15 protein-coding genes are annotated in these 20,558 nt (G+C 74.6%); 7 read left to right on the plus strand and 8 right to left on the minus strand.

The window, feature by feature from the left end:
- Positions 1-22 precede the first annotated feature (22 nt).
- Positions 23-1,681 (plus strand): glycoside hydrolase family 10-like protein, encoded by a 1,659-nt coding sequence (locus tag V6U79_RS15460; protein ID WP_334615035.1) that lies wholly within the window; start codon positions 23-25, stop codon positions 1,679-1,681.
- 172 nt (positions 1,682-1,853) lie between these two features.
- Positions 1,854-2,393 carry a phospholipase gene (locus V6U79_RS15465; RefSeq protein ID WP_334615036.1) on the plus strand — a complete coding sequence of 180 codons (540 nt, stop codon included), beginning with the start codon at positions 1,854-1,856 and terminating at the stop codon, positions 2,391-2,393.
- A 46-nt stretch (positions 2,394-2,439) separates the two neighbouring features.
- Here V6U79_RS15465 and V6U79_RS15470 read toward each other — a convergent pair whose 3' ends face one another.
- Positions 2,440-5,283 (minus strand): ATP-binding protein, encoded by a 2,844-nt coding sequence (locus tag V6U79_RS15470; RefSeq protein WP_334615037.1) that lies wholly within the window; start codon positions 5,281-5,283, stop codon positions 2,440-2,442.
- Between the two features lie 140 nt (positions 5,284-5,423).
- The gene (locus V6U79_RS15475; RefSeq protein WP_334533080.1) at positions 5,424-5,645 is read right to left on the minus strand and encodes an FmdB family zinc ribbon protein; all 222 of its coding nucleotides are present in this window, start codon (positions 5,643-5,645) and stop codon (positions 5,424-5,426) included.
- A 38-nt stretch (positions 5,646-5,683) separates the two neighbouring features.
- On the opposite strand from V6U79_RS15475, the gene V6U79_RS15480 reads away from it, so the two are divergent.
- The 3 genes from V6U79_RS15480 to V6U79_RS15490 all read left to right on the plus strand — a co-directional run bounded on the left by V6U79_RS15480 (position 5,684) and on the right by V6U79_RS15490 (position 11,507).
- Positions 5,684-7,051, plus strand: coding sequence for a lytic transglycosylase domain-containing protein (locus V6U79_RS15480; protein ID WP_442933785.1), 1,368 nt, complete (start codon positions 5,684-5,686; stop codon positions 7,049-7,051).
- Positions 7,052-7,123: 72 nt separating this feature from the next.
- Positions 7,124-8,140 (plus strand): GNAT family N-acetyltransferase, encoded by a 1,017-nt coding sequence (locus V6U79_RS15485; RefSeq protein ID WP_334615039.1) that lies wholly within the window; start codon positions 7,124-7,126, stop codon positions 8,138-8,140.
- Positions 8,141-8,234: 94 nt separating this feature from the next.
- A complete protein-coding gene (locus V6U79_RS15490; RefSeq protein ID WP_334615040.1) occupies positions 8,235-11,507 on the plus strand; it encodes a lamin tail domain-containing protein in 3,273 nt (1,090 codons plus the stop codon).
- Positions 11,508-11,567: 60 nt separating this feature from the next.
- Here V6U79_RS15490 and V6U79_RS15495 read toward each other — a convergent pair whose 3' ends face one another.
- The 6 genes from V6U79_RS15495 to V6U79_RS15520 form a co-directional block, all read right to left on the minus strand.
- Positions 11,568-12,068 (minus strand): helix-turn-helix domain-containing protein, encoded by a 501-nt coding sequence (locus V6U79_RS15495; RefSeq protein ID WP_334615041.1) that lies wholly within the window; start codon positions 12,066-12,068, stop codon positions 11,568-11,570.
- Positions 12,069-12,412: 344 nt separating this feature from the next.
- Positions 12,413-13,396 (minus strand): porphobilinogen synthase, encoded by a 984-nt coding sequence (hemB, locus tag V6U79_RS15500; protein WP_334615042.1) that lies wholly within the window; start codon positions 13,394-13,396, stop codon positions 12,413-12,415.
- Between the two features lie 12 nt (positions 13,397-13,408).
- Positions 13,409-14,989 (minus strand): bifunctional uroporphyrinogen-III C-methyltransferase/uroporphyrinogen-III synthase, encoded by a 1,581-nt coding sequence (locus V6U79_RS15505; protein WP_334525235.1) that lies wholly within the window; start codon positions 14,987-14,989, stop codon positions 13,409-13,411.
- Positions 14,986-15,954: a hydroxymethylbilane synthase gene (gene hemC / locus V6U79_RS15510; protein WP_334525238.1), complete on the minus strand. Its 969-nt coding sequence runs from the start codon at positions 15,952-15,954 to the stop codon at positions 14,986-14,988. The genes V6U79_RS15505 and hemC overlap by 4 nt, the downstream gene beginning before the upstream one ends.
- Complete coding sequence (locus V6U79_RS15515) at positions 15,951-17,348, minus strand: glutamyl-tRNA reductase (protein ID WP_334615043.1); 1,398 nt, start codon at positions 17,346-17,348, stop codon at positions 15,951-15,953. The genes hemC and V6U79_RS15515 overlap by 4 nt, the downstream gene beginning before the upstream one ends.
- Positions 17,345-18,112, minus strand: a complete 768-nt coding sequence (locus V6U79_RS15520; RefSeq protein WP_334525244.1) for a redox-sensing transcriptional repressor Rex — start codon at positions 18,110-18,112, stop codon at positions 17,345-17,347. Before V6U79_RS15520 ends, V6U79_RS15515 begins: the two co-directional genes overlap by 4 nt.
- Before the next feature lie 384 nt (positions 18,113-18,496).
- On the opposite strand from V6U79_RS15520, the gene V6U79_RS15525 reads away from it, so the two are divergent.
- Positions 18,497-19,798 (plus strand): sensor histidine kinase, encoded by a 1,302-nt coding sequence (locus V6U79_RS15525; RefSeq protein ID WP_334525247.1) that lies wholly within the window; start codon positions 18,497-18,499, stop codon positions 19,796-19,798.
- Positions 19,799-19,827: 29 nt separating this feature from the next.
- On the plus strand, positions 19,828-20,484 hold the full coding sequence (locus V6U79_RS15530; protein ID WP_334525249.1) for a response regulator transcription factor: 657 nt from the start codon (positions 19,828-19,830) through the stop codon (positions 20,482-20,484).
- The last annotated feature ends 74 nt before the right edge of the window (positions 20,485-20,558 follow it).

Genomic DNA, 20,558 nt, shown 5'->3' on the forward strand with positions numbered 1-20,558 from the left:
GCCCGACGAAGGGACACACCGCATGAAGGCAACTCGGCTCGGGGCCGCCGGGCTGGCCGTGGCGCTGCTCGGCGCGCTCGTCGCCGGCACGCCCGCGAGCGCCGCACCCGACGCGACCGCCGACACCTCCACCACCACCTGCACCACCGACCCGGCCACCCCGAAGCGCCAGTTCCGGGCGATGTGGATCTCCTCCGTGGTCAACATCGACTGGCCGAGCAAGGCGTCCCAGACCGCCCCCGACCGGGTGGCCGCCCAGCAGGCCGAGTACCGCGGCTGGCTCGACCTCGCCCAGAAGCTGAACCACAACGCGGTCGTGGTGCAGGTCCGCCCGACCGCGGACGCCTTCTGGCCGTCGCCGCACGAGCCCTGGTCGGAGTTCCTGACCGGGGTGCGCGGGCAGGACCCGGGCTGGGACCCGCTGGCCTTCCTGGTCGACGAGTCACACAAGCGGAACCTGGAGTTCCACGCCTGGTTCAACCCGTACCGGATCTCCATGCCGGCCCCCGGCGGGGCCGGCGCGGACCTGACGAAGCTCGCGCCGGACCACCCGGCCCGCGCGCACCCGGACTGGACCTTCGCCTACCCGCCGGCCGGCGTCGCCGGCAGCCGGCTCTACTACAACCCCGGCATCCCGGCGGTCCGCGAGTTCGTCCAGACCGCGATGATGGACGCGGTCAACCGGTACGACGTCGACGGTGTGCACTTCGACGACTACTTCTACCCGTACCCGAGCGGCGCCCACCAGGTGCCCGACGACGCCACCTTCGCCGAGTTCAACCGCGGCTTCACCGACCGGGCGGACTGGCGACGGGACAACATCAACCTGCTGATCCAGGAGATGAGCGGCCGGATCAAGGCGGCCAAGCCGTGGGTGAAGTTCGGGGTCAGCCCGTTCGGCATCTGGCGCAACAAGTCCGTCGACCCGCTCGGCTCGGACACCACCGGCTCCCAGTCGTACGACATCATCTCGGCCGACACCCGGAAGTGGATCAAGCAGGAGTGGATCGACTACGTGGTGCCGCAGCTCTACTGGTACATCGGCCAGTACCCGGCGGCCGACTACGCGCGGCTGGTGCCGTGGTGGGCCGAGCAGGTGCGCGGCACCCGGGTGCAGCTCTACATCGGCCAGGCCGACTACAAGAGCGGTGACCCGGCGTACGGGCCGTACTGGCAGAACCCGCGCGAGCTCTCCGACCACCTGACGCTCAACCGGTCGTACCCGGAGGTGCTCGGCAACGTGCACTTCTCCGCGGTGCAGGTGAGGGCGAACCGGCTCGGGGCCACCGACATCTACGCCGCCGAGCACTACTCCCGGCCGGCGCTGGTCCCGGCCATGCCGCACCTGCCGGCGAAGCCGCTGCTCCCCCCGGTGGTCACCGGCGCGCAGCGGACCGCCGACGGGGTACGCCTGACCTGGCGGCAGCCGGCCGACGGCGAGGGCCCGTTCGGGCACGCCACCTCGTACGCGGTCTACCGCTTCGACGGGCTGGACGCCGCGAACCGGTGCGACCTCGCCGACGCCGGCCACCTGGTCGCCACCGTGCGGGGTTCCGCCGGGGACGTGCAGTCCTGGGTGGACGACACGGCCGTGCCCGGCCGGCGGTACACCTACCAGCTGACCGCGCTGGACCGGCTGGCCAACGAGAGCCCGGTCAGCCCGCCGCGCTTCGTGCACTGACGCCGGACGGATGCCCCGGACGCCTCCCGCGTCCGGGGCATTCGTCTGTTTCAACGTATGTCACCAATAGTTCACGATGGCCACCGCTCGGCGTTCGGGACTTGATCGACACTGATCGACATCCGGTGACCCGCCGGTAACCCACCGCCCGCACACCACCGCGGAGGTACCCGTGTCCAGACGCCTCGCCACCCTCCTCGCCGCCGGCACGCTCACCCTGCTCACGCTGCTCGGCCTCGCCTCCCCCGCGTTCGCCGCCGTCAGCACCGAGCAGAAGCTCGGCGTCCTGTCCAGCTGGACCCAGACCAGCTCGACCAGCTACCACGCCTGGAACTCCGGCCGCCTCAACAAGCCCGCCTGGTCCGAGTACGCGTTCGACTGGTCGACCGACTACTGCTCGTCCAGCCCGGACAACCCGCTCGGCTTCTCCTTCAGCCTCTCCTGCCACCGGCACGACTTCGGCTACCGCAACTACAAGGCGATGGGCCAGTTCTCCGCCAACAAGTCCCGCCTGGACAGCGCCTTCTACGCCGACCTCAAGCGGGTCTGCGCCACCTACCACGTGGTGGTCCGCCCGGCCTGCTACAGCCTCGCCTGGACCTACTACGAGGCGGTCAGCATCTTCGGCTCCACCGCCGCCGTCCAGCAGTCCGACCTCGACCGCGCCGCCCGGATGAAGGCCGACGCCGAGCGCCGCGCCGCCCTCCGCTGAACGAAGAGCCCCCTGTCGCCGCCGGAGGCGGGACAGGGGGCCCCGGTCACCGCCCCGGCCCGGGCAGTCGGCTGGTGGCGCCGCGACCGAGGTCCGGGCCGCTCTGGCGGGGGGCGGTCGCGCCGGAGACGCCGAAGCGGACCGAGTCCGCCCCCAGATCCGGGTGCTCCACCCGCAGGGCCAGCGCCGCCGCCTCCTCCAGGCCCAGCTCGGCCCCCTCGCCGTACGCCGCGTCGAAGTCCGCGTCGCCCAGCACCCGGCGCAGCTCCGCCTGCTGCTCCAACCAGTACGTGCCGTAGATGCCGGGCGTGGCCCGCAACTGCGTCCGGGTCGCCTGGGCGGCGCCGAAGAGGCGGGCGGCGGTCAACCCGTCCCCACCCGCCGCGCAACGGACCGCCACCGCGTTCACCGTGTCGCAGGCCCGACCGTGGTAGCCGTGGCTCATCCGCGACCGGAGCGCCACCAGCAGGTGCTCGTGCGCGGCGACGAGGTCGCCCCGGGCCAGCGCCACCATGCCGAGGAGCATGTCCACCGAGCGCCGGCCCCGCTCGACCGGCCGGGCCGCCTCCACCGGGCGGGACGCCCCGAGCAGCTCCGCCGCCTCGTCCAGCGCGCCCCGACGCCACAGCAGCTCGGCCAGGTTGTAGATGGCGAAGAGCGCGTCGCCGGCCACGCCCTGCTCGTGCGCCCAGTCGATGACCTCCCGGCAGACCCGTTCCGCCTCGGCGAACTGCCCCATGTCGATCAGCGGGGCGGCCCGGCCGGCGAGCACCCGGGCCAGCAGCCCGGCGTCGGCGGCCTGCCGGGCCGCCGCCTCCGCCCGCTGCGAGTAGCGCAACTCCTCGGCGAACTCGCCGTCCGCGCCGGCGTGCAGTGAGTGCAGGTGGTACGCCGCCGCCAGCTCCGCCTCCGGGATCACCTCGCCGGTCTCGGCGATCCGCCCGTACAGCCGGAACAGCCAGAGCCGCGCCTCGCGGGAGAGCCCGCGCTCGCGCCACCACTGGTCCAGCCCACCGGCCAGCCGCAGGCCCGCCCGGGCGCTCCCCCCGGTGGTGCACCAGCGCAGCGCGGCCCGCAGCTCCCCGGCCAGCGGGTCCAGTGCGTACAGCGACAGGGTGACCGGGCGCCCGTCCGGCCCGAGGTGGGCCGCCTCCAGCGCGTGCGCGGACCACGCCACGTGCCGGTCCCGGGCGGTCCGCTCCTCGCCCGCCTGGACCAGTCGCCGGGCCGCGTACGCCCGGATCGGGTCGAGCATCCGGTACGTGCTCCCCGAGGCGTGCGGCTCGGCCAGCACCATCGACTTGTCCACCAGCACCGACAGCGGGTCGAGCGGGTCGGCGTCGAGCAGCCACTCGACGGTGGGCAGGTCGACCGGGCCGGCGAAGACCGCCAGCCAGCGCAACAGCCGGGCGGCGCCCGGCCCGAGCGTCCGGTACGACCAGGTCACCGTCGCCTGCATGGTGAGGTGCCGCTCGGTGGCGGAACGCTGCACCGCCCGGTGCGCCGGGGACGGCGGCGCGCCACCGGCCGCCGCGGCCACCAGGTCGACGGTGTCCTGCTGGTTGCCCGCCCAACCCCGCTCCGCCGGCGGCTCCGGGTCGCCCCGCCCCGCGTCGAGCGTGCCGAGCACGTCGTCGAGACGGGCGGCGAGCTGCCCGGCGGAGAGCACCCGCAGCCGGGCCGCCGCCAGCTCGATGGCGAGCGGCAGGCCGTCCAGCCGCTGCACCACCCGGCGCAGGTCGCCGGCCTCGGCCCAGTCCGGCGGCCGGCCGCCCCGGGCCGCCGCCATCCGGTCCAGCAGCAGCGCGACCGCGTCGCTCTCGCCCCGGCCGGGCTGCGGATCGACCGAGAGCGGCGGGATCCGCCACACCACCTCGCCGGGCAGGTTGAGGGACTCGCGGCTGGTGGCCAGCACCGCCACCCCGCTCCCGCCGGCGAGCAGCCGCGCGGTCAGCTCGGCGCACGCCGCCGGCTGCGCGTCGCAGGTGTCCAGGACGATCAGCATCCGGCGCACCGCCGCGTACTCGACGAGGGTGTCCACCATCGGACGGCCCGGCTCGGGACGCAGCCCGAGCACCGCGGCGATCGCGAACGCCACCAGGCCCGGGTCGGTGACCGTGGCGATGTCGACGAACCAGACCCCGTCCGGGTACGCCTCGACCATCCCGGAGGCCAGCTCCACCGCCAGCCGGGTCTTGCCGGCGCCACCGGCGCCGAGCACGGTGACCAGCCGGTGCCGGCGCACCAGCAGGTCCAGCTCGGCCCGTTCGGTCTCCCGCCCGACGAAGGAGGTGACCTGGGTGGGCAGGTTGTGCGCCACCGCGTCGGCGGTACGCGGGCGCGGGAACTGCCGCTCCAGGCCCGGCGCGACGAGCTGGAAGAGCCGCTCCCGGTCGTCGAAGCCGCGCAGCCGGTGCAGCCCCAGGTCCAGCAGGGCGGCGCCGGCCGGGAGCGGGTCGGCGTGCCGGGCCGTCGACGCCGAACAGAGCACCTGCCCGCCGTGGGCGGCGGCGGCCACCCGGGCGGCCCGGTGCACCTCGGGGCTGGCGTACTCGCCGTCCCGCGGTTCGGCGTAGCCGGTGTGCAGCCCCATCCGCACCTTCGGCGCGGCGTCCGGATGCGGCCAGTCGTGAGTGGACAGCGCGCGCTGGGCCGTCAGGCAGGCGGTCAGGGCCACCGCGGCGTCGGGAAAGGCGAGGAAGAACGAGTCCCCCTCGGTGAGCAGCTCCGCGCCGCCGGTGCCGGCGAGGGTGTCCCGGAGCAGCCGCCGGTGCTCCCACAGCACCGGGCGGTAGCCCGGCCCGAGCAGCTGGGCCAACCGGGTCGAACCCTCGATGTCGGTGAACACGAAGGTCACCCACCCGCTCGGGAGGTGGATCCGTGGCGACATGCGTGGAACCTCCGCCCCTGACGTCGGGTTCATGCTGCCCTATGGTCGAGCCGTCACACATCGTGAGAACGGTCGGGCGACCTGGAACCCAAGGTGCCACTCCACCTGCGCACCGGCAAGGTCGATGCGCGCTGGTGGGGTCAGCAGCAGCCGCCGCCACCACAGCAGCCGCCACCGGCCGGCGCCGGTGGCGCGCCGCCGACGGGGCCGCCGCCGCGGCCGGTGACCGCGACGGTGGAGAGGAGCTTGACCGTGTCGGCGTGGCCCTGGGGGCAGGACGCCGGCTCGCCGGCCTGCGCCATCGGGCGGTTGACCTCGAAGGTGTCGCCGCAGGCGCGGCAACGGAACTCGTACCGGGGCATGCCGTCAGCGTACGGCCGGGCCTGACGCCCCGACGGACATGGGTGATACTCGTCAGGTGGCCAGCGGCGAGGACAGATCGACGGTACGTCCCCTGCGACCGGCGACGCCGCCCGACGGCCCGCTCGCCAGCTCCGGCGCCGCGCCCGAGGCGAATCCGCTGCCCCGCCCCCGCCGGGCGACCCGCGAGACGCCGCCCCCGCCGTCGCCCGGTGACCCGACCGGGGCCGGGGCCACCGAGACCGCCGAGCCCGCCGAGACCGCCGACGCGGATCGGACCACCCCCACCACCCAGGCCGAAGAGGACACCCGCACCGGCGAGCTGGCGGAGGCCGCGCCGACCGCCGACGCGGATCGGACCACCCGGGCCCCCGAGGCCGAAGAGGACACCGGCACCGGCGAGCCGGCCGTGGACACGCAGCCCGCCGCCGGGAGCGCGCCCGCCCCGGCCGGCCGGGCGGCGCGGCGGCGGGTGCCGTTCGCCCACGCCGTGCGGCTGCCGCCGCCCCGGCAGGCGGTCGCCGGCGCGGCCCGTGCCACCCGGGCCTGGTCCCGGCGTCCCAGCGGGCGGCTGGCCCTGCCCGCGCTGTTCCTGGTCGCGCTGGTCGCGGCGACCGCGGCGGTCGGCGCCCTGGTGGTGCCGGCGGCCGTCCGGGCACCCCGCCCGGTCGCGGTCGACGCGACCGCCGGCGCCGGCCTCGGGGCACCCACGGCGGCCGGCGGCAGCGCCCTGCCGGCCACCACCGCACTGCCGCTGCCGGCCACCCCGCTGCCCGGCACCCCGCTGCCGGGCACGGCGGCGCCGACCGGACCGGTCGTCCCGCCCGCCACCGGCCGCCCCGCCGACGCGCTCGCCGAGTGGGCACGGACCACCGGGGCGCGGATCGGCGTCTCGCCGGTGGCCATGCAGGCGTACGGCTACGCCGAGCTGGTGCTCGCCCAGACCAACCGCAGCTGCCAGTTGAGCTGGACCACCCTCGCCGCGATCGGGTACGTCGAGTCGCGGCACGGCCAGGCCGTCGGGGCCACGTTGAAGCCGGACGGCCGGGCGGAGCCGGAGATCATCGGCGATCCGCTCGACGGTCAGGGCGGCCGGATGCGGATCACCGACACCGACCGGGGGCTCTTCGACCAGGACACGGTCTACGACCGGGCCATCGGGCCGATGCAGTTCATCCCCACCACCTGGCAGGAGATCGGGGCGGACGCCGACAACGACGGCCGCAAGGACCCCCACGACCTGGACGACGCGGCGCTCGCCGCCGGGCAGTACCTCTGCAAGGGCGGCCGGAACATGACCATCCCGGGCGACTGGTGGGGGGCCATCCTCTCCTACAACGACGTGCGCCGGTACGCCCAGGACGTGTTCGACAAGGCCAACGCCTACGGTCGGGCCACCCACACGTGACGTGATCGTCCGCGTACATTGCCGGACCGGACACTTCCCCCGGGCAACCGTTGCCGGCAAGCTGTAGGGGTGATGGTGCGCGAGTGGGAACCCCGGACCGCGTCGTCCGACGAGATCGCGTCGCTGCTGGACACGCTGAACGCGGTCCTGGCGGCGGATCTTCCGCAGGACCCGCCCTGGCGGGAGAGCTCCCTGCGGGAATACCTCTCCGAGGTGATGCCGGGCGAACGACGGATCTCCTGGGTGGCACACGGCGACCCGGGCGCCGACGGCCGGCCCGGCCCGATCCTGGGGCACGTGCACGTGCTGCTGCTCGGCGACATCGGCGTGCTGGAGGTGCTGGTGCACCCCTCGGTGCGGCGCACCGGGCTGGGCCGTGACCTCGTCCTGCTGGCCGCCCGCCGGGTCTACCAGGAGGGCTTCCAGTCGATCGGGGTCGAGGTGGTCGGTGACACCCCGGCGCTCGCCTTCTACGAGTCGCTCGGCTTCACCCGGGAGTACGTGGAGACCCGCAGCGTGCTCGACCTGGGCACGGTGGACTGGCCGGCGCTGGCCGAGATGGCCACCGGCGTCGGCGCGGGCTACCACCTGGAGTTCTGCCCGGGCGGCCCGCCGGACGACCTCATCGAGGCCTACGCCCGGGCCAAGGCGGAGGTACGCGACATCGAAGACGGCGAGCTGCGGCCCAGCTCGTACGACCCGCAGCGGCTGCGGGACAGCCTCGACACGCTGCACCGGCGGGGGATGAAGCCGTACATCGTGCTGGCCCTGCACGAGCAGACCGGCGAGGTGGCCGGGCTGACCGAGGTGGTGGTGCCGGCCCAGCACCCCACCCGCGCCGACCAGTACGACACGATCGTGGCGCAGGACCACCGCGGCTACGGCATCGACCGGGCGATCAAGGCCCGGATGCTGCTGGAGCTGCGCTCGGCCGAGCCGGAAGTGGCCGAGGTGCAGACCTGGAACGCCCAGGCCAACGAGGCGATGCTGAAGGTGAACGCCGAGCTCGGCTACCGCCCCGACCGGGACTGGTGCGAGTACAGCGTGGACGTGGCCGAGCTGGTGCACCGTCTCGACGCCGCGCGCTGACCGTCGTTCACCACCGCGCTGTCCGGAGGATGGACGGCGGCCAGCAGCGCGGCTTAACGTGCGTTAGTTCACGTCCACCCATCGTGGAGGCCCTATGCGCCCGCGCCGCAGCTACGCCGCGCTCGCAACCGCCGCCGCCGTCACCATCCCGGTCATCGGCGTCGCACCCACCGCGGCCACCGCCGCGCCCACCGACCTGTTCATCTCCGAGTACGTCGAAGGCTCGTCGAACAACAAGGCGATCGAGCTGTACAACGGCACCGGCTCGCCGGTGGACCTGACCGCCGGCGGATACCAGCTGCAGCTGCACTTCAACGGCGCCACCACGCCCACCAACGTGGCCCTGAGCGGCACGGTCGCCGCCGGTGACGTCTTCGTGTTCGCCGCCGCCTCGGCCGCTCCCGCGGTGCTCGCCCAGGCCGACCAGACCACCGGCGCCAGCCTGTTCAACGGCGACGACGCCATCGTGCTCCGCCGGGGCGCCACCGTGCTCGACTCGATCGGCCAGGTCGGCGTCGACCCGGGCACCGAGTGGGGCGCCGGGCTCACCGGCACCGCCGACAACACGCTGCGCCGGCTGCCCACGGTGACGTCCGGCGACACCGACCCGTCGAACGCGTTCGACCCGGCCGCCACCTGGGCCGGCTTCGCCACCGACACCTTCGACGGCCTGGGCGCGCACACCGTCGACGACGGCGGCCCGGTCGACCAGCCCGCCGCGCTGAACTGCGGCGGCACGCTGACCCTGGAGGCGGGAGCCACCGCCACCCGCGAGGTCACCGCCACCGACGCGGACGACACGGTCACCGACCTCGCCGTCACCGCGGTGAGCCCGACGCCGGCCACCGGCTCGATCAGCCGCACCGCCCTCACCCCGGCCACCGCGGCCGGCGGGACCGCCACCGCCACGGTCACCGCGACCGGCCTGCCCGGCGGGGCGTACGCGGTGACGCTGACCGCCACCGACGCCGACGGCGGCACCGCCACCTGCACGCTCACCGTCCAGGTCACCACCGTGCTCTCGGTCGGCGAGGTGCAGGGCCCGACCCGGGACGACGAGAACCCGCGGACCGACCGCTCGCCGCTCGCCCCGGCCAGCGGCAACGCCACCAGCTCCGTCCTGTACGACGTGCGTGGCGTCATCACCCAGAAGTCGCTCACCCGCACCTCGGCCGGGGCCGACCAGCACGGCTTCTACCTGCAGAGCCGCACCGGCGCCGAGGACGGCGACCCGCTCAGCTCGGACGGCGTCTTCGTCTTCACCGGCTCGTTCACCACGCTGATCGGCGGCTACGCGCCGACCGTCGGCGACGAGGTGGTGCTGCGCGCCCGGGTGTCGGAGTACTTCAACCAGACCCAGCTCTCCAGCGCCTCGCTGGTCCGCAAGCTCGCCTCCGGACTGGACGTGGGCACCGACGTCGCGGTCCACGACGCGACCCCGCCGGCCGACGCGGGCGCCGCGGACCGGTTCTGGGAGCGGCACGAGGGCGCCCGGCTGCGGGTCCGCGCCGGCAGCGGCGTGACCGGCCCCCGGGACGTCTTCGGCTCCACCGCCGACTCCGAGGTCTGGGTGGTCGACCGGGCGGACCCGCTGATGACGCGGGCCGACCCGTACGCCCGCCGAGTGTTCCGGGACTCCCACCCGCTCGACGACGTGCCGGGGCAGCGCTTCGACAACGGCAACGGCCAGCGGATCCTGCTCGGCGGCGGTGGTGTTAAGGCGACCGCCGGCGACTCGACCGCGCTGCTCCCGCCGGCCCGTACCTTCGACACGCTCGCCGCCGACGCGTACGGGGCGGTCTCCTACGGCTTCAGCAAGTTCAGCGTGCAGCCGGAGGCGCTCTCCCTCACCGCCGGCGCCGACCCGTCGGCGAACAACCCGTCGACCCCGGCGAACCGCTCCCGGGAGGCCGCCGTGGCGACCTACAACGTGGAGAACCTGTACGACCACCGGGACGACCCCTTCGACGGCTGCGACTTCGCCGGCAACCCGGGCTGCCCCGGCGTCACCCCGCCGTTCGACTACGTGCCGGCCGGCGAGGCGGAGTACCGGGAGCACCTCACCGAGCTCGCCGACCAGATCCGGACCGACCTGCACTCGCCGGACCTGATCCTGGTGCAGGAGACCGAGGACCAGGACATCTGCGCGGTCTCCGGCACCGAGCTGGTGTGCGGTGACACCAACGACGCCGACGGCGCCCCGGACACCCTCCAGGACCTGGCGCTCGCCGTCGCCGCCGCCGGTGGCCCGGCGTACGCCGCCGCGTACGACCGGACCGGCGCGGACGCGCGCGGCATCACCTCGGCGTTCCTCTACCGCACCGACCGGCTCTCGCTGGCCGGGGCGACCGCCACCGACCCGCTGCTGGGCGCCGCTCCGACGGTGGAGTACCGCGCGGCCGGGCTGCCGTCGAACGCGGACGTGCAGAACCCGAAGGCGCTCAACGCGCTCCTGCCGGCGGACACGGACACCTCGACCGGCCGGGACGGCGCCAACGTCTTCACCCGCGCGCCCCAGCTGGGCAAGTTCGTGGTGCGGGCGACGCCGGACTCCGCGGAGTCCCACCTGCTGTACGCCCTGAGCAACCACTACTCGTCCGGCCCGGATACGAAGGTCGGGCAGCGGACCGAGCAGGCCAGGTACGGGGCGGCGATCGTCGCCGCGATCGAGAAGTCCGACCGGCACGCCCGGGTGGTCTACGGCGGGGACCTGAACGTCTTCCCCCGCCCCGATGACCCGATCGCCACCGGCGCGAACCCGACCCCCTCGGACCAGCTCGCCCCGCTCTACGAGGCCGGCCTGCACAACCTCTGGGACGACCTGGTGGCTGACGTGCCGTCGGCGGCCTACTCGTACAGCTTCCAGGGCTCGGCGCAGACGCTGGACCACCTCTTCGTCAACGACGCGCTGCACGAGGACCTGGTCCAGGTGCGGGCCGCGCACGTCAACGCCGACTGGCCGGCCGAGTTCACCGGTGACGGCTCGCGGGGCGCCAGCGACCACGACCCGCAGGTCGCGCGCTTCCGTACCCAGCCGTCGCTGCGGGTCGGCGACGCCTCGGTGGTGGAGGGCGACAAGGGTGACAGCACCCTGACGTTCACCGCGACGGTGTCGCGGCCGCTGTCGGTGCCGACGCGGATCTGCGCCGCCACCGACGGCCTGACCGCCACGGCCGGGTCGGACTTCGACCCGTACCTGGGTTGCCGGGTGCTGCCGGCCGGGGAGACCTCGCTGGCCTTCCCGGTGAACGTGCGCGGGGACCGGAAGGTCGAGGCGGACGAGCGGATCGCGTTCGCGGTCGCCGGCCCGCTGAGCGTGCGGCTGGCCGACCCGCTGGCGGTCGGCACCATCACCGACGACGACTGACCGTTCGACGTACGGGCGACGGCCCGCCGGCCCGGGTTCTCCCCGGGGCGGCGGGCCGTCTCAGTACCGCTCCCGCATGTCCTTCGGCGGCGGCAGGTGGCGGTGCTGCGCCACTCGCACCTCCCACTGGCTGCGGCGCCGGCGGGCCTCCCGGTCGATCGGGCAGCGGTGGAAGGTCTCCGGCGGCCGGGCCAGGCCGTAGATGTCGCCCCACCACTCCCCCGGCTCGGGGTCGAGGATGGTGTCCAGGTGCGAGGGGTACCGCCGCCCCGCGCCGTCGCGGGTGTCGTCCCAGTCCGCCATCGGCTGGATGGCCCGACCGTCAGGGTCGACCACGGCGAGATAGAGGCCCGCCGCGCCAAGCAGCCGCTCCAGCACCGCGAGACCGGGAGTCATCTCCCCCGTCTCCACCCGGCCCACCGTCGACGGGGCGACCTTCGCGAACCGGGCCATCTGCCGCTGCCCCAGGCCGGCGAGACGTCTGGCCTTGCGGACCAGGCCGGCGATCGGAAACTGACCGACGGTGGGTCCGGTGGGCGGCGGGTCGAGCGCGGAGGCCATACCGGCACCCTGCCCGCCCCCTCCACCAGCGGCAAGTCCTGTGGACAGGGCTGTGGAAAATCCACGCCGCTGCGGTGGAGGCTGACGCGCCGGCCGGGCAGACCCCCGACCACCCTCTTTCGCGCGCTTTGCTCTGCTGCGCCGACGGCAACGCTGGAAGGGCTCCACTGTTGCGGGGGCGGCAGCAGAGCAAAGCGTGCGGGACAGGCAGGTGGCGGCAGCGCCCGCTACAGGTGCGTCCGGGACAGGCAGGTGGCGGCAGCGCCGGCTACAGGCGCGTGCGCCACAGGCAGGGCTACCGGTTGGCCGGGTTCACCGTCGCGGACTCCGCGCCCGTCGCCCGCTCAGTAGCGCTCGCGGAGCAGTTGGGCGGCCTCGACGGCCCAGTAGGTGAGGATGATCTGCGCGCCCGCGCGCCGGATCGAGGTGAGCGTCTCCAGCATCACCCGCTCCCGGTCGATCCAGCCGTTCGCGGCGGCCGCCTCGACCATCGCGTACTCGCCGGAGACCTGGTAGGCGGCGACCGGGACGTCCACCGCGGCCCGGACCGCCGACACCACGTCGAGGTAGGGCAGCGCCGGCTTGACCATCACGATGTCGGCGCCCTCGGCGACGTCCAGCGCGACCTCGCGCAGCGACTCCCGCAGGTTCGCCGGGTCCTGCTGGTAGGTGCGCCGGTCGCCGTCCAGCGCCGACTCCACCGCGTCCCGGAACGGGCCGTAGAAGGCGGAGGCGTACTTCACGGCGTACGCCAGCACCGCCACGTCCTGGTGCCCGGCGGCGTCGAGGGCCCGGCGGACCACGCCGACCTGGCCGTCCATCATCCCGGACGGCCCGACCACGCCGACCCCGGCGGCGGCCTGGGCCACCGCCATCTCGGCGTACGCGGCGAGGGTGGCGTCGTTGTCCACGCCGCCGTCGGGGGTGAGCAGCCCGCAGTGCCCGTGCGAGGTGAACTCGTCCAGGCAGAGGTCGCTCATCACCACGGTGGCGTCGCCCACCTCGGAGACGACGTCCCGGATGGCGACGTTGAGGATGCCGTCCGGGTCGATGCCGCCGGACCCGGTGGCGTCGCGCGACGCCGGCACCCCGAAGAGCATGATGCCGCCCACCCCGGCCTGGACCGCCTCGACGGCGGCCTTGCGCAGCGAGTCCCGGGAGTGCTGGAGCACCCCCGGGAGCGACGCGATGGCCCGTGGTTCGGCCAGCCCCTCCTTGACGAACATCGGCACGACCAGCTCGGCCGGGTCGACGCGGGTCTCGGCGACCAGCCGCCGCACGGCCGCGTTACGACGCAGCCGGCGGGGCCGGATCTCGGGGTACGACACGGGAGCCTCCTGTCAGCGGAACCTCAGGGCGGTCGGCCCCTGCACCTTCGAGCCGCGGCGCTGCTTCGCCGGCATGGCGGCGAGCTTCTCGCGCAGCTCGACGGCGTAGGCGGCGAGCGCCTCCACCAGGTCGGGGACCGAGGCGTGCGGCGGCTGGACGTCGACCCGAAGGCCGAACTCCGTCGCGGTCTCCGCCGTCTTGGGCCCGATGACTGCAACAACGGTACGCGCGTGCGGCTTCCCGGCGATGCCGACCAGGTTCCGGACGGTGGAGGACGAGGTGAAGAGCACCGCGTCGAACCCGCCCGACTTGATCGCGTCGCGGATCTCGGCGGGCGGCGGGGCGGCCCGGACCGTGCGGTACGCGGTCACGTCGTCGACCTCCCAGCCGCGCTCGGTGAGCCCGGCGGCGAGCGTCTCGGTGGCGATGTCGGCGCGCGGCAGCAGCACCCGGCCGACCGGGTCGAGGATCTCGTCGTGCGGCGAGAACTCGGCCAGCAGGCCCTCGGAGGACTGCTCACCGGCGGGGACCAGCTCCGGCTGGATGCCGAAGGCGCGGACCGCGTCGGCGGTGGCCTCGCCGATGCAGGCGATCTTGACGCCGCCGAAGTGGCGGGCGTCGAGGCCGTGCTCGGCGAACTTCTCCCAGACCGCCCGGACGGCGTTGACCGAGGTGAAGATCACCCAGGCGTACCGGCCGTCGACCAGGCCCTTGACCGCCCGCTCCATCTGCGCCGGGGTGCGCGGCGGCTCGACCGCGATGGTCGGCACCTCGCACGGGATCGCCCCGTACGCGCGCAGCCGGGCGCTCATCGCGCCGGCCTGCTCCTTGGTCCGGGGTACGAGCACCTTCCAGCCGTACAGCGGCCGGTTCTCCCACCAGCTCAGCTTGTCGCGCTGGCCGACGCCCTCACCGATGGTGAGCACCACCCGGCCGGTGAAGCCGAGCGCCGCCGCGACGAAGGAGTCCACGGTCGACGTGGTGGTGTACTGCGTCTCGCCGGTGCCGTCGCCGGTCACCCCGACGCCGGTGCCGCCGTCGACCCCGGCGGCCAGCAGGCCGTCCCGGATGGCGGCCAGGTCACCGGCGTCCACGGCCAGGGCCAGCGAGCCCCGGCCGACGGCCGCGGCGAGCGCCTCGAAGTCCAGCGTGCTGACGTCCTCGACGTCGGCGGCGGTCCGGACGCCCGGCAGCGGCACGCCCGCGTAGGTGGCGACGCCCTCGGCCTGGCCGACGCCCGGCACCACCTCGAAGTGCGCGGCGGTACGCGCCACCGCCTGCACCTCCTTGACCACCGAGTCGTGGCCGAACGGGTCACCGGCGACCAGGTGCACCGCGTTCAGCCCGGAGCGGGCGGCGGAGATGAGCACCTTGGCCACGTCACCCGGGGCGCCCTCGGCCGGGCTGAACTGGGCGTCGGACCTGGCCTGGGCGCGGACGGCGTCGAGCAGCGACTCGGGGACTCCCCGGTCGTACACCACCTGGTCGGCGTCGACCAGGGCGTCGTGCGCCCGGCGGGTCAGCAGGCCCGGGTCGCCGGGGCCGGCCCCGACGAACGCGATCCGGCCTACGGGCTTACGGGTGCGGGTCATTCTGTGCTCCCAAATTGCTGGGTCCCCGGGCCGGTGTGTCCTTCGTGGCCGAGGATCGAGTCGGCGCCGAGTTCGAGGAGTTCGGCGGCGAGTGCCTTGCCGATCTCCGCCGCGTCGGCGGGCGTTCCGGTGCGGGACAGCCGGAGGTCTCGGGTGCCGTCCGGGCTGATCACCGCCCCGCGCAGGTAGATCTCATCACCGGCGTCGCCTTCGGCGAGTTCGGCGTAGGCGGCGACCGGGGCGGAGCATCCGGCCTCCAGGGTGGCCAGCAGCGCCCGTTCCGCGGCGACCGCGGCCCGGGACGGTGCGTGGTCGAGCACGGCGAGCAGCTCGACCAGTTCGGGGTCGTCGGCCCGGCACTCCACCGCCAGCGCGCCCTGGGCGGGCGCGGGCAGCATCAGCATCGGGTCGAGCGTCTCGGTGATCACGTCGGTCCGGCCGAGGCGGGCCAGGCCGGCCCGGGCCAGGACGACCGCGTCGAGGTCGCCGTCCGGGCCGAGCACCCGGTTGAGTCGGGTGTCGACGTTGCCGCGGATCGGGGTGACCTCCAGCTGGAGTCCGAGCGCGTGCAGCTGGGCGATGCGGCGCAGCGCGCCGGTGCCCACCACCGCGCCCGGCGGCAGCTCGGCGAGGGTGCGACCGCCCTTGGCGACCAGCGCGTCGCGCGGGTCCTGCCGGGGCGGCACCGCCGCGATGTGCAGCCCGGCCGCCGCGGCGGTGGGCAGGTCCTTGTACGAGTGCACCGCCAGGTCGATGGTGCCGGCGACCAGCGCGTCGCGCAGGGCGGAGACGAAGACTCCGACGCCGAGCCGGTGCACGGGGGCGGTCGAACGGTCACCGGCGGTGACCACCTCGACCAGCTCGACCTCGCGGCCGGTCGCCGCGGTCAGGGCCTCGGCGATCTGGCCGGACTGGGCCATCGCCAGGGCGCTGCCCCGGGTACCGAGGCGCAGGGGCTTGCTCATCGCTCACCTCCGGTGGGCGGTACGTCGGCGACGCCGAACGACGGCGGTACGTCGGCGACACCGAACGACGGCCGGCCGTCGGCACTGTCGACGACGTCGGGAACGCTGTCCACCGGGGAGGTCTGCGGCACCTCCAGGTCGAACAGCTCGCGCAGCAGGGCGGCGTACTGGTCACCGCCGGGCTCCGCGGCGAGCTGACGGACCCGCACGGTGGGCTGGTGCAGCAGCCGCTGCACCACCCGGTGCACCGTCCGGGCGACCTCGGCGCGCTGGTCGTCGCTGAAGTCGGGGCGGCGCTGGGCGAGCCGGCGCAGCTCGGCGGTGACCACGTCGTCGGCCCGGCCGCGCAGGGCGGCCACGGTGGGCGCCACGTCGGCGCCGCGCAGCCAGGACAGGAACGCCTCGACCTCGCCGGTGACGATCCGGGTCACCTCGGCGGCGTCGGCGGCGGCCTCGCCGGTGGCGAGCAGCGTTGCCATCCGGTCGATGTCGATCACCTCGACGCCGGGCAGCTCGGCCACGCCGGGTGCGACGTCGCGCGGCACGGCCAGGTCGAGCAGGACCAGCGGGCCCCGATCGGCGTCGCGGGCGGCGAGCGCCCGGGTCACCACGTCGAGGGTGAGGACCGCTTCGGTGGACGCGGTGGCGGCCACTACGATGTCCACTGTGGAGAGCGCGGTGACGAGATCGGCCATCGGGACGGCGGTCGCGCCGTACGACTCGGCCAGCCGCACCGCCCGGTCGGCGCCCCGGTTGGTGACGGTGATCGGGCCGGCGCCCAGCCGGGAGAGCGTCGCCACGCCCAGCGAGCCCATCGCGCCCGCCCCGACCACCATCGCCGGCCGGCCGGCGAGGTCACCCTCGAGGTGGTCGGCGGCCAGGTCCAGCGCGGCGGTGACCACGCTCTGCCCGGCCCGGTCGATGTTGGTCTCGGCGTGCGCCCGCTTGCCGACCCGCAGCGCCTGCTGCATCAGCTCGTGCAGCAGGCGGCCGGCGGTGTCGGCGCCGCTGGCCCAGTGGTACGAGTCCCGCAGCTGGCCGAGGATCTGCGCCTCGCCGACCACCATGGAGTCCAGCCCGGTGGCGACCCGGAAGACGTGGTCTACCGCGGCGGCGTCGTAGTGCACGTAGAGGTGGTTGGCGAGCGCGGCGGGCGGAGCGCCGGCCTGCTCGGCCAGGACGGCGCAGATGTCGCCGAGGCCGCCGTGGAAACCGGACACGGCGGCGTAGACCTCCACCCGGTTGCAGGTGGAGACCAGCACCGCCTCGGCGACGTACGGCTGGGCGACGAGGCGGTCCAGGGTGCGGGTGAGATCAGCGGGGGCGACCGCCAGCTGCTCCAGCGTGGCGACCGGAGCGGTGCGGTAGGACGCGCCGACGACGAGCAGTTTCACGTGCCGATCGCCTCCTGGGTGTCGGTGGCCGCGAGCCCGCCGGGCAGGGCGGTGAGCGCTGCCCCGGCGGCGGGGAGCGCGGTCAGCGACGCCTTACGGTGCTCGTGGAAGGACAGGATCTGCAACTCGATGGCGAGGTCGACCTTGCGCACGTCGACCCCCTCCGGCACCGAGAGTACGCACGGCGCGAAGTTCAGGATGCTCGTCACGCCGACGGCGACGAGCTGGTCGGCGACCCGCTGGGCGGCCGGGGCGGGGGTGGCGATCACGCCGATCGCGATCGACTCCTCGGCGGCGACCCGGGGCAGCTCGTCGACGTGCCGTACGACCAGGTCGTTGATGACCTCGCCGACCCGGGCGCGATCGGCGTCGAAGAGGGCGGCGATCCGGAAACCCCGGCTGGCGAAGCCGTCGTAGCCGGCCAGGGCGTGACCGAGGTTACCCACTCCGACCAGTGCGACCGAGCGGCATTGGGTGAGCCCGAGCACCGACTCGATCTGGTCGATCAGCAGCGCGACGTCGTAGCCGACGCCCCGGGTGCCGTACGAGCCCAGGTGGGAGAGGTCCTTGCGGAGCTTGGCCGAGTTGACCCCGGCGGCGCTGGACAGCCCCTCGCTGGAGACCGTCTCGTGCCCGGTCTCGGCGAGGTTGTGCAGAGCGCGGAGGTACTCGGGGAGCCGCGCGACGGTCGCCTCCGGAAGGTCCGGGAGCGCCGGTACGGCACCGGCGCGGCCGGGCGCGCCAGGGTGACGGTGCTGACTCATGAGACTCCGTGCGGTGCGATCCTCGGCCGGCGACCGGCCGTATCGGGACTCCCACTGGCCACCGAGATTGCCGGCTGTGCTAGCAGGGCGCGTCGGAACTACAGAGTAGGCGCTTGTGAAGACGTGCACAAATCGCGATCTTGCCGGCTCGCGACGCCCCTTCACCAGGCCCTCCATTCCGCAAGATCGATAGACCGCGCCCCCGCGACGCCGCACGGCGATTATTGCTCAATCCCGACTTCTCTGACCAATCGCACGCGCCCGGTCGCGCTGTGTCATCGCTCGCTCCGAGGCGAGCCTCACGCTCCGGTAGGGAGAACCCCACCCTCGGAAGGCCGGCGAACGGGATGGGCCGGTACCGGCCCCGCCCCTAGCCTCGACGGCATGACCGCTCTCCCCGTGGCGACCCTGCCCGCCCCGGCGCCCGCCCGCGGCGTCGCCGGCCAGCTCCTGCGCGACTCCGGCTACGTGCTGCTCGGCCTGCCGCTGGCGCTGGTCAGCTTCGTGCTCCTGGTGGTGGGGCTCGCGCTGAGCGTCGGGCTGCTGGTCACCACGGTCGGCCTGCCGATCCTCGCCGGCACCCTCTACGCCGCCCGCGGCCTGGCCGACATCGAGCGGCTGCGCCTGCCGGCGGTGCTGCGCCAGCCCCGGGTCCGGCCGGCGTACCGGACGCCGGAGCCCGGGGCGAAGCTCTGGCGGCGGGTCTTCGTGCCGATGCGCGACGCGCAGTCCTGGCTCGATCTGGCCCACGGCATCTCCAAGCTGGTCGTGGCCCTGGTCACCTTCGTGCTGACGCTGGTCTGGTGGGCCGTCGCGGTGACCGGCGCGCTCTACTGGGCGTACGACTGGGCCATCCCGCACGGCCCCGACGACCAGGACCTCAGTCAGCTCCTCGGGATGGGTGACGGGTCCGTCGCGCGGATCGCCCTGAACACCGCGCTCGGGCTGTTCGCCCTGTTCACCCTGCCCCTGGTGGCCCGTGGCTGCGCCCTGCTCCAGGCCGGCTTCGCCCGGACGCTGCTGACCGGGGTGGCCGAGATGCGGCACCGGATCACCACGCTGGAGGAGCAGAAGCGGGCCGCCGCGTCAGCCGAGGCGGTCGCCCTGCGCCGGCTCGAACGCGACATCCACGACGGCCCCCAGCAGCGCCTGGTCCGCCTCGCGATGGACCTGAGCCGGGCCCGGCAGCAGCTGGCGACCGACCCGGACGCGGCCGGCCGGACCCTGGACGAGGCGGTCGCCCAGACCCGGGAGGCCCTCGCCGAGCTGCGGGCCCTGTCCCGGGGCATCGCCCCGCCGATCCTGGTGGACCGCGGCCTGCCCAGCGCGCTGGCCGCCCTCGCCGGCCGCGCCCTGGTCCCGGTCGAGCTGGTGACCGGCCCGGACCTCGGCACGCCCGCCGGACGGCTGGACCCGGCGGTGGAGAACACCGCGTACTTCGTGGTCGCCGAGGCGCTCACCAACGTGGCCAAGCACAGCGGCGCGAGCACCTGCCGGGTGGAGGTGAGCCGGGCCGGCGGGCAGCTGGACATCGTCGTGTCCGACGACGGCGTGGGCGGCGCGCACCTGGCCAAGGGACACGGCCTGGCCGGCATCGCCGACCGGGCCCGGGCCGCCGGAGGCACGCTCGACGTGGTCAGCCCGGTCGGCGGCCCGACCGTGATCAGCGCCACGCTCCCGCTGTGAGTTCGGGCGGCGTGGTAGAAAACCGGACCATGCGGGTGGTGATCGCGGACGACGCCGTGCTGCTCCGGGAGGGGCTGGTCCGACTGCTGACCGAGTCGGGGCACCAGGTGGTGGCCGCCGTCGGGGACGGCGACGCGCTGGTCGAGGCGGTGGTGACGCACCGGCCGGACGTCTCGGTGGTGGACGTGCGGATGCCGCCGTCGCACACCGACGAGGGGCTGCGGGCGGCGGTGGAGGCGCGCCGGCTGGTGCCGCGCACCCCGGTCCTGGTGCTCTCCCAGTACGTCGAGGTGTCGTACGCCGACGACCTGCTGGCGAGCACCGGCGAGGCCGGCGGCGGCGGGATCGGCTACCTGCTCAAGGACCGGGTGGCCGCGATCGACGAGTTCCTGGACGCGCTGGCCCGGGTGGCCGGCGGGGGCACGGTGCTCGACCCGGAGGTGGTCGGCCAGTTGCTGGTCCGCCGCCGCCGGGACGACCCGCTGCGGGAGCTGACCCCGCGCGAGCGCGAGGTGCTGGCGCTGATGGCCGAGGGGCGCTCCAATACCGCCATCGCCCGGACCCTGGTGGTCTCCGACGGCGCGGTCGAGAAGCACGTCGGCAACATCTTCACCAAGCTCGGCCTGCCCCCCGACGCCGACCAGCACCGCCGCGTCCGCGCAGTCCTGGCCCACCTCCGCGCCTGACCCCAGCCCTGTCGATCATGAAGTTGTCGCCTCGACGCGCCGGGCCGGAGCGCAACAACTTCATGATCGACGAC

The sequence above is a fragment of the Micromonospora psammae genome, assembly GCF_036902725.1.
Lineage (GTDB): Bacteria > Actinomycetota > Actinomycetes > Mycobacteriales > Micromonosporaceae > Micromonospora.

Coding starts and splice junctions, on each gene's coding strand:
- V6U79_RS15460 (WP_334615035.1), top strand. CDS start 23: ATGAAGGCAACTCGGCTCGGGGCCGCCGGGCTGGCCGTGGCGCTGCTC.
- V6U79_RS15470 (WP_334615037.1), bottom strand. CDS start 5,283: ATGTCGCCACGGATCCACCTCCCGAGCGGGTGGGTGACCTTCGTGTTC.
- V6U79_RS15475 (WP_334533080.1), bottom strand. CDS start 5,645: ATGCCCCGGTACGAGTTCCGTTGCCGCGCCTGCGGCGACACCTTCGAG.
- V6U79_RS15480 (WP_442933785.1), top strand. CDS start 5,684: ATGGGTGATACTCGTCAGGTGGCCAGCGGCGAGGACAGATCGACGGTA.
- V6U79_RS15485 (WP_334615039.1), top strand. CDS start 7,124: ATGGTGCGCGAGTGGGAACCCCGGACCGCGTCGTCCGACGAGATCGCG.
- V6U79_RS15490 (WP_334615040.1), top strand. CDS start 8,235: ATGCGCCCGCGCCGCAGCTACGCCGCGCTCGCAACCGCCGCCGCCGTC.
- V6U79_RS15495 (WP_334615041.1), bottom strand. CDS start 12,068: ATGGCCTCCGCGCTCGACCCGCCGCCCACCGGACCCACCGTCGGTCAG.
- V6U79_RS15505 (WP_334525235.1), bottom strand. CDS start 14,989: ATGACCCGCACCCGTAAGCCCGTAGGCCGGATCGCGTTCGTCGGGGCC.
- hemC (WP_334525238.1), bottom strand. CDS start 15,954: ATGAGCAAGCCCCTGCGCCTCGGTACCCGGGGCAGCGCCCTGGCGATG.
- V6U79_RS15520 (WP_334525244.1), bottom strand. CDS start 18,112: ATGAGTCAGCACCGTCACCCTGGCGCGCCCGGCCGCGCCGGTGCCGTA.
- V6U79_RS15525 (WP_334525247.1), top strand. CDS start 18,497: ATGACCGCTCTCCCCGTGGCGACCCTGCCCGCCCCGGCGCCCGCCCGC.
- V6U79_RS15530 (WP_334525249.1), top strand. CDS start 19,828: ATGCGGGTGGTGATCGCGGACGACGCCGTGCTGCTCCGGGAGGGGCTG.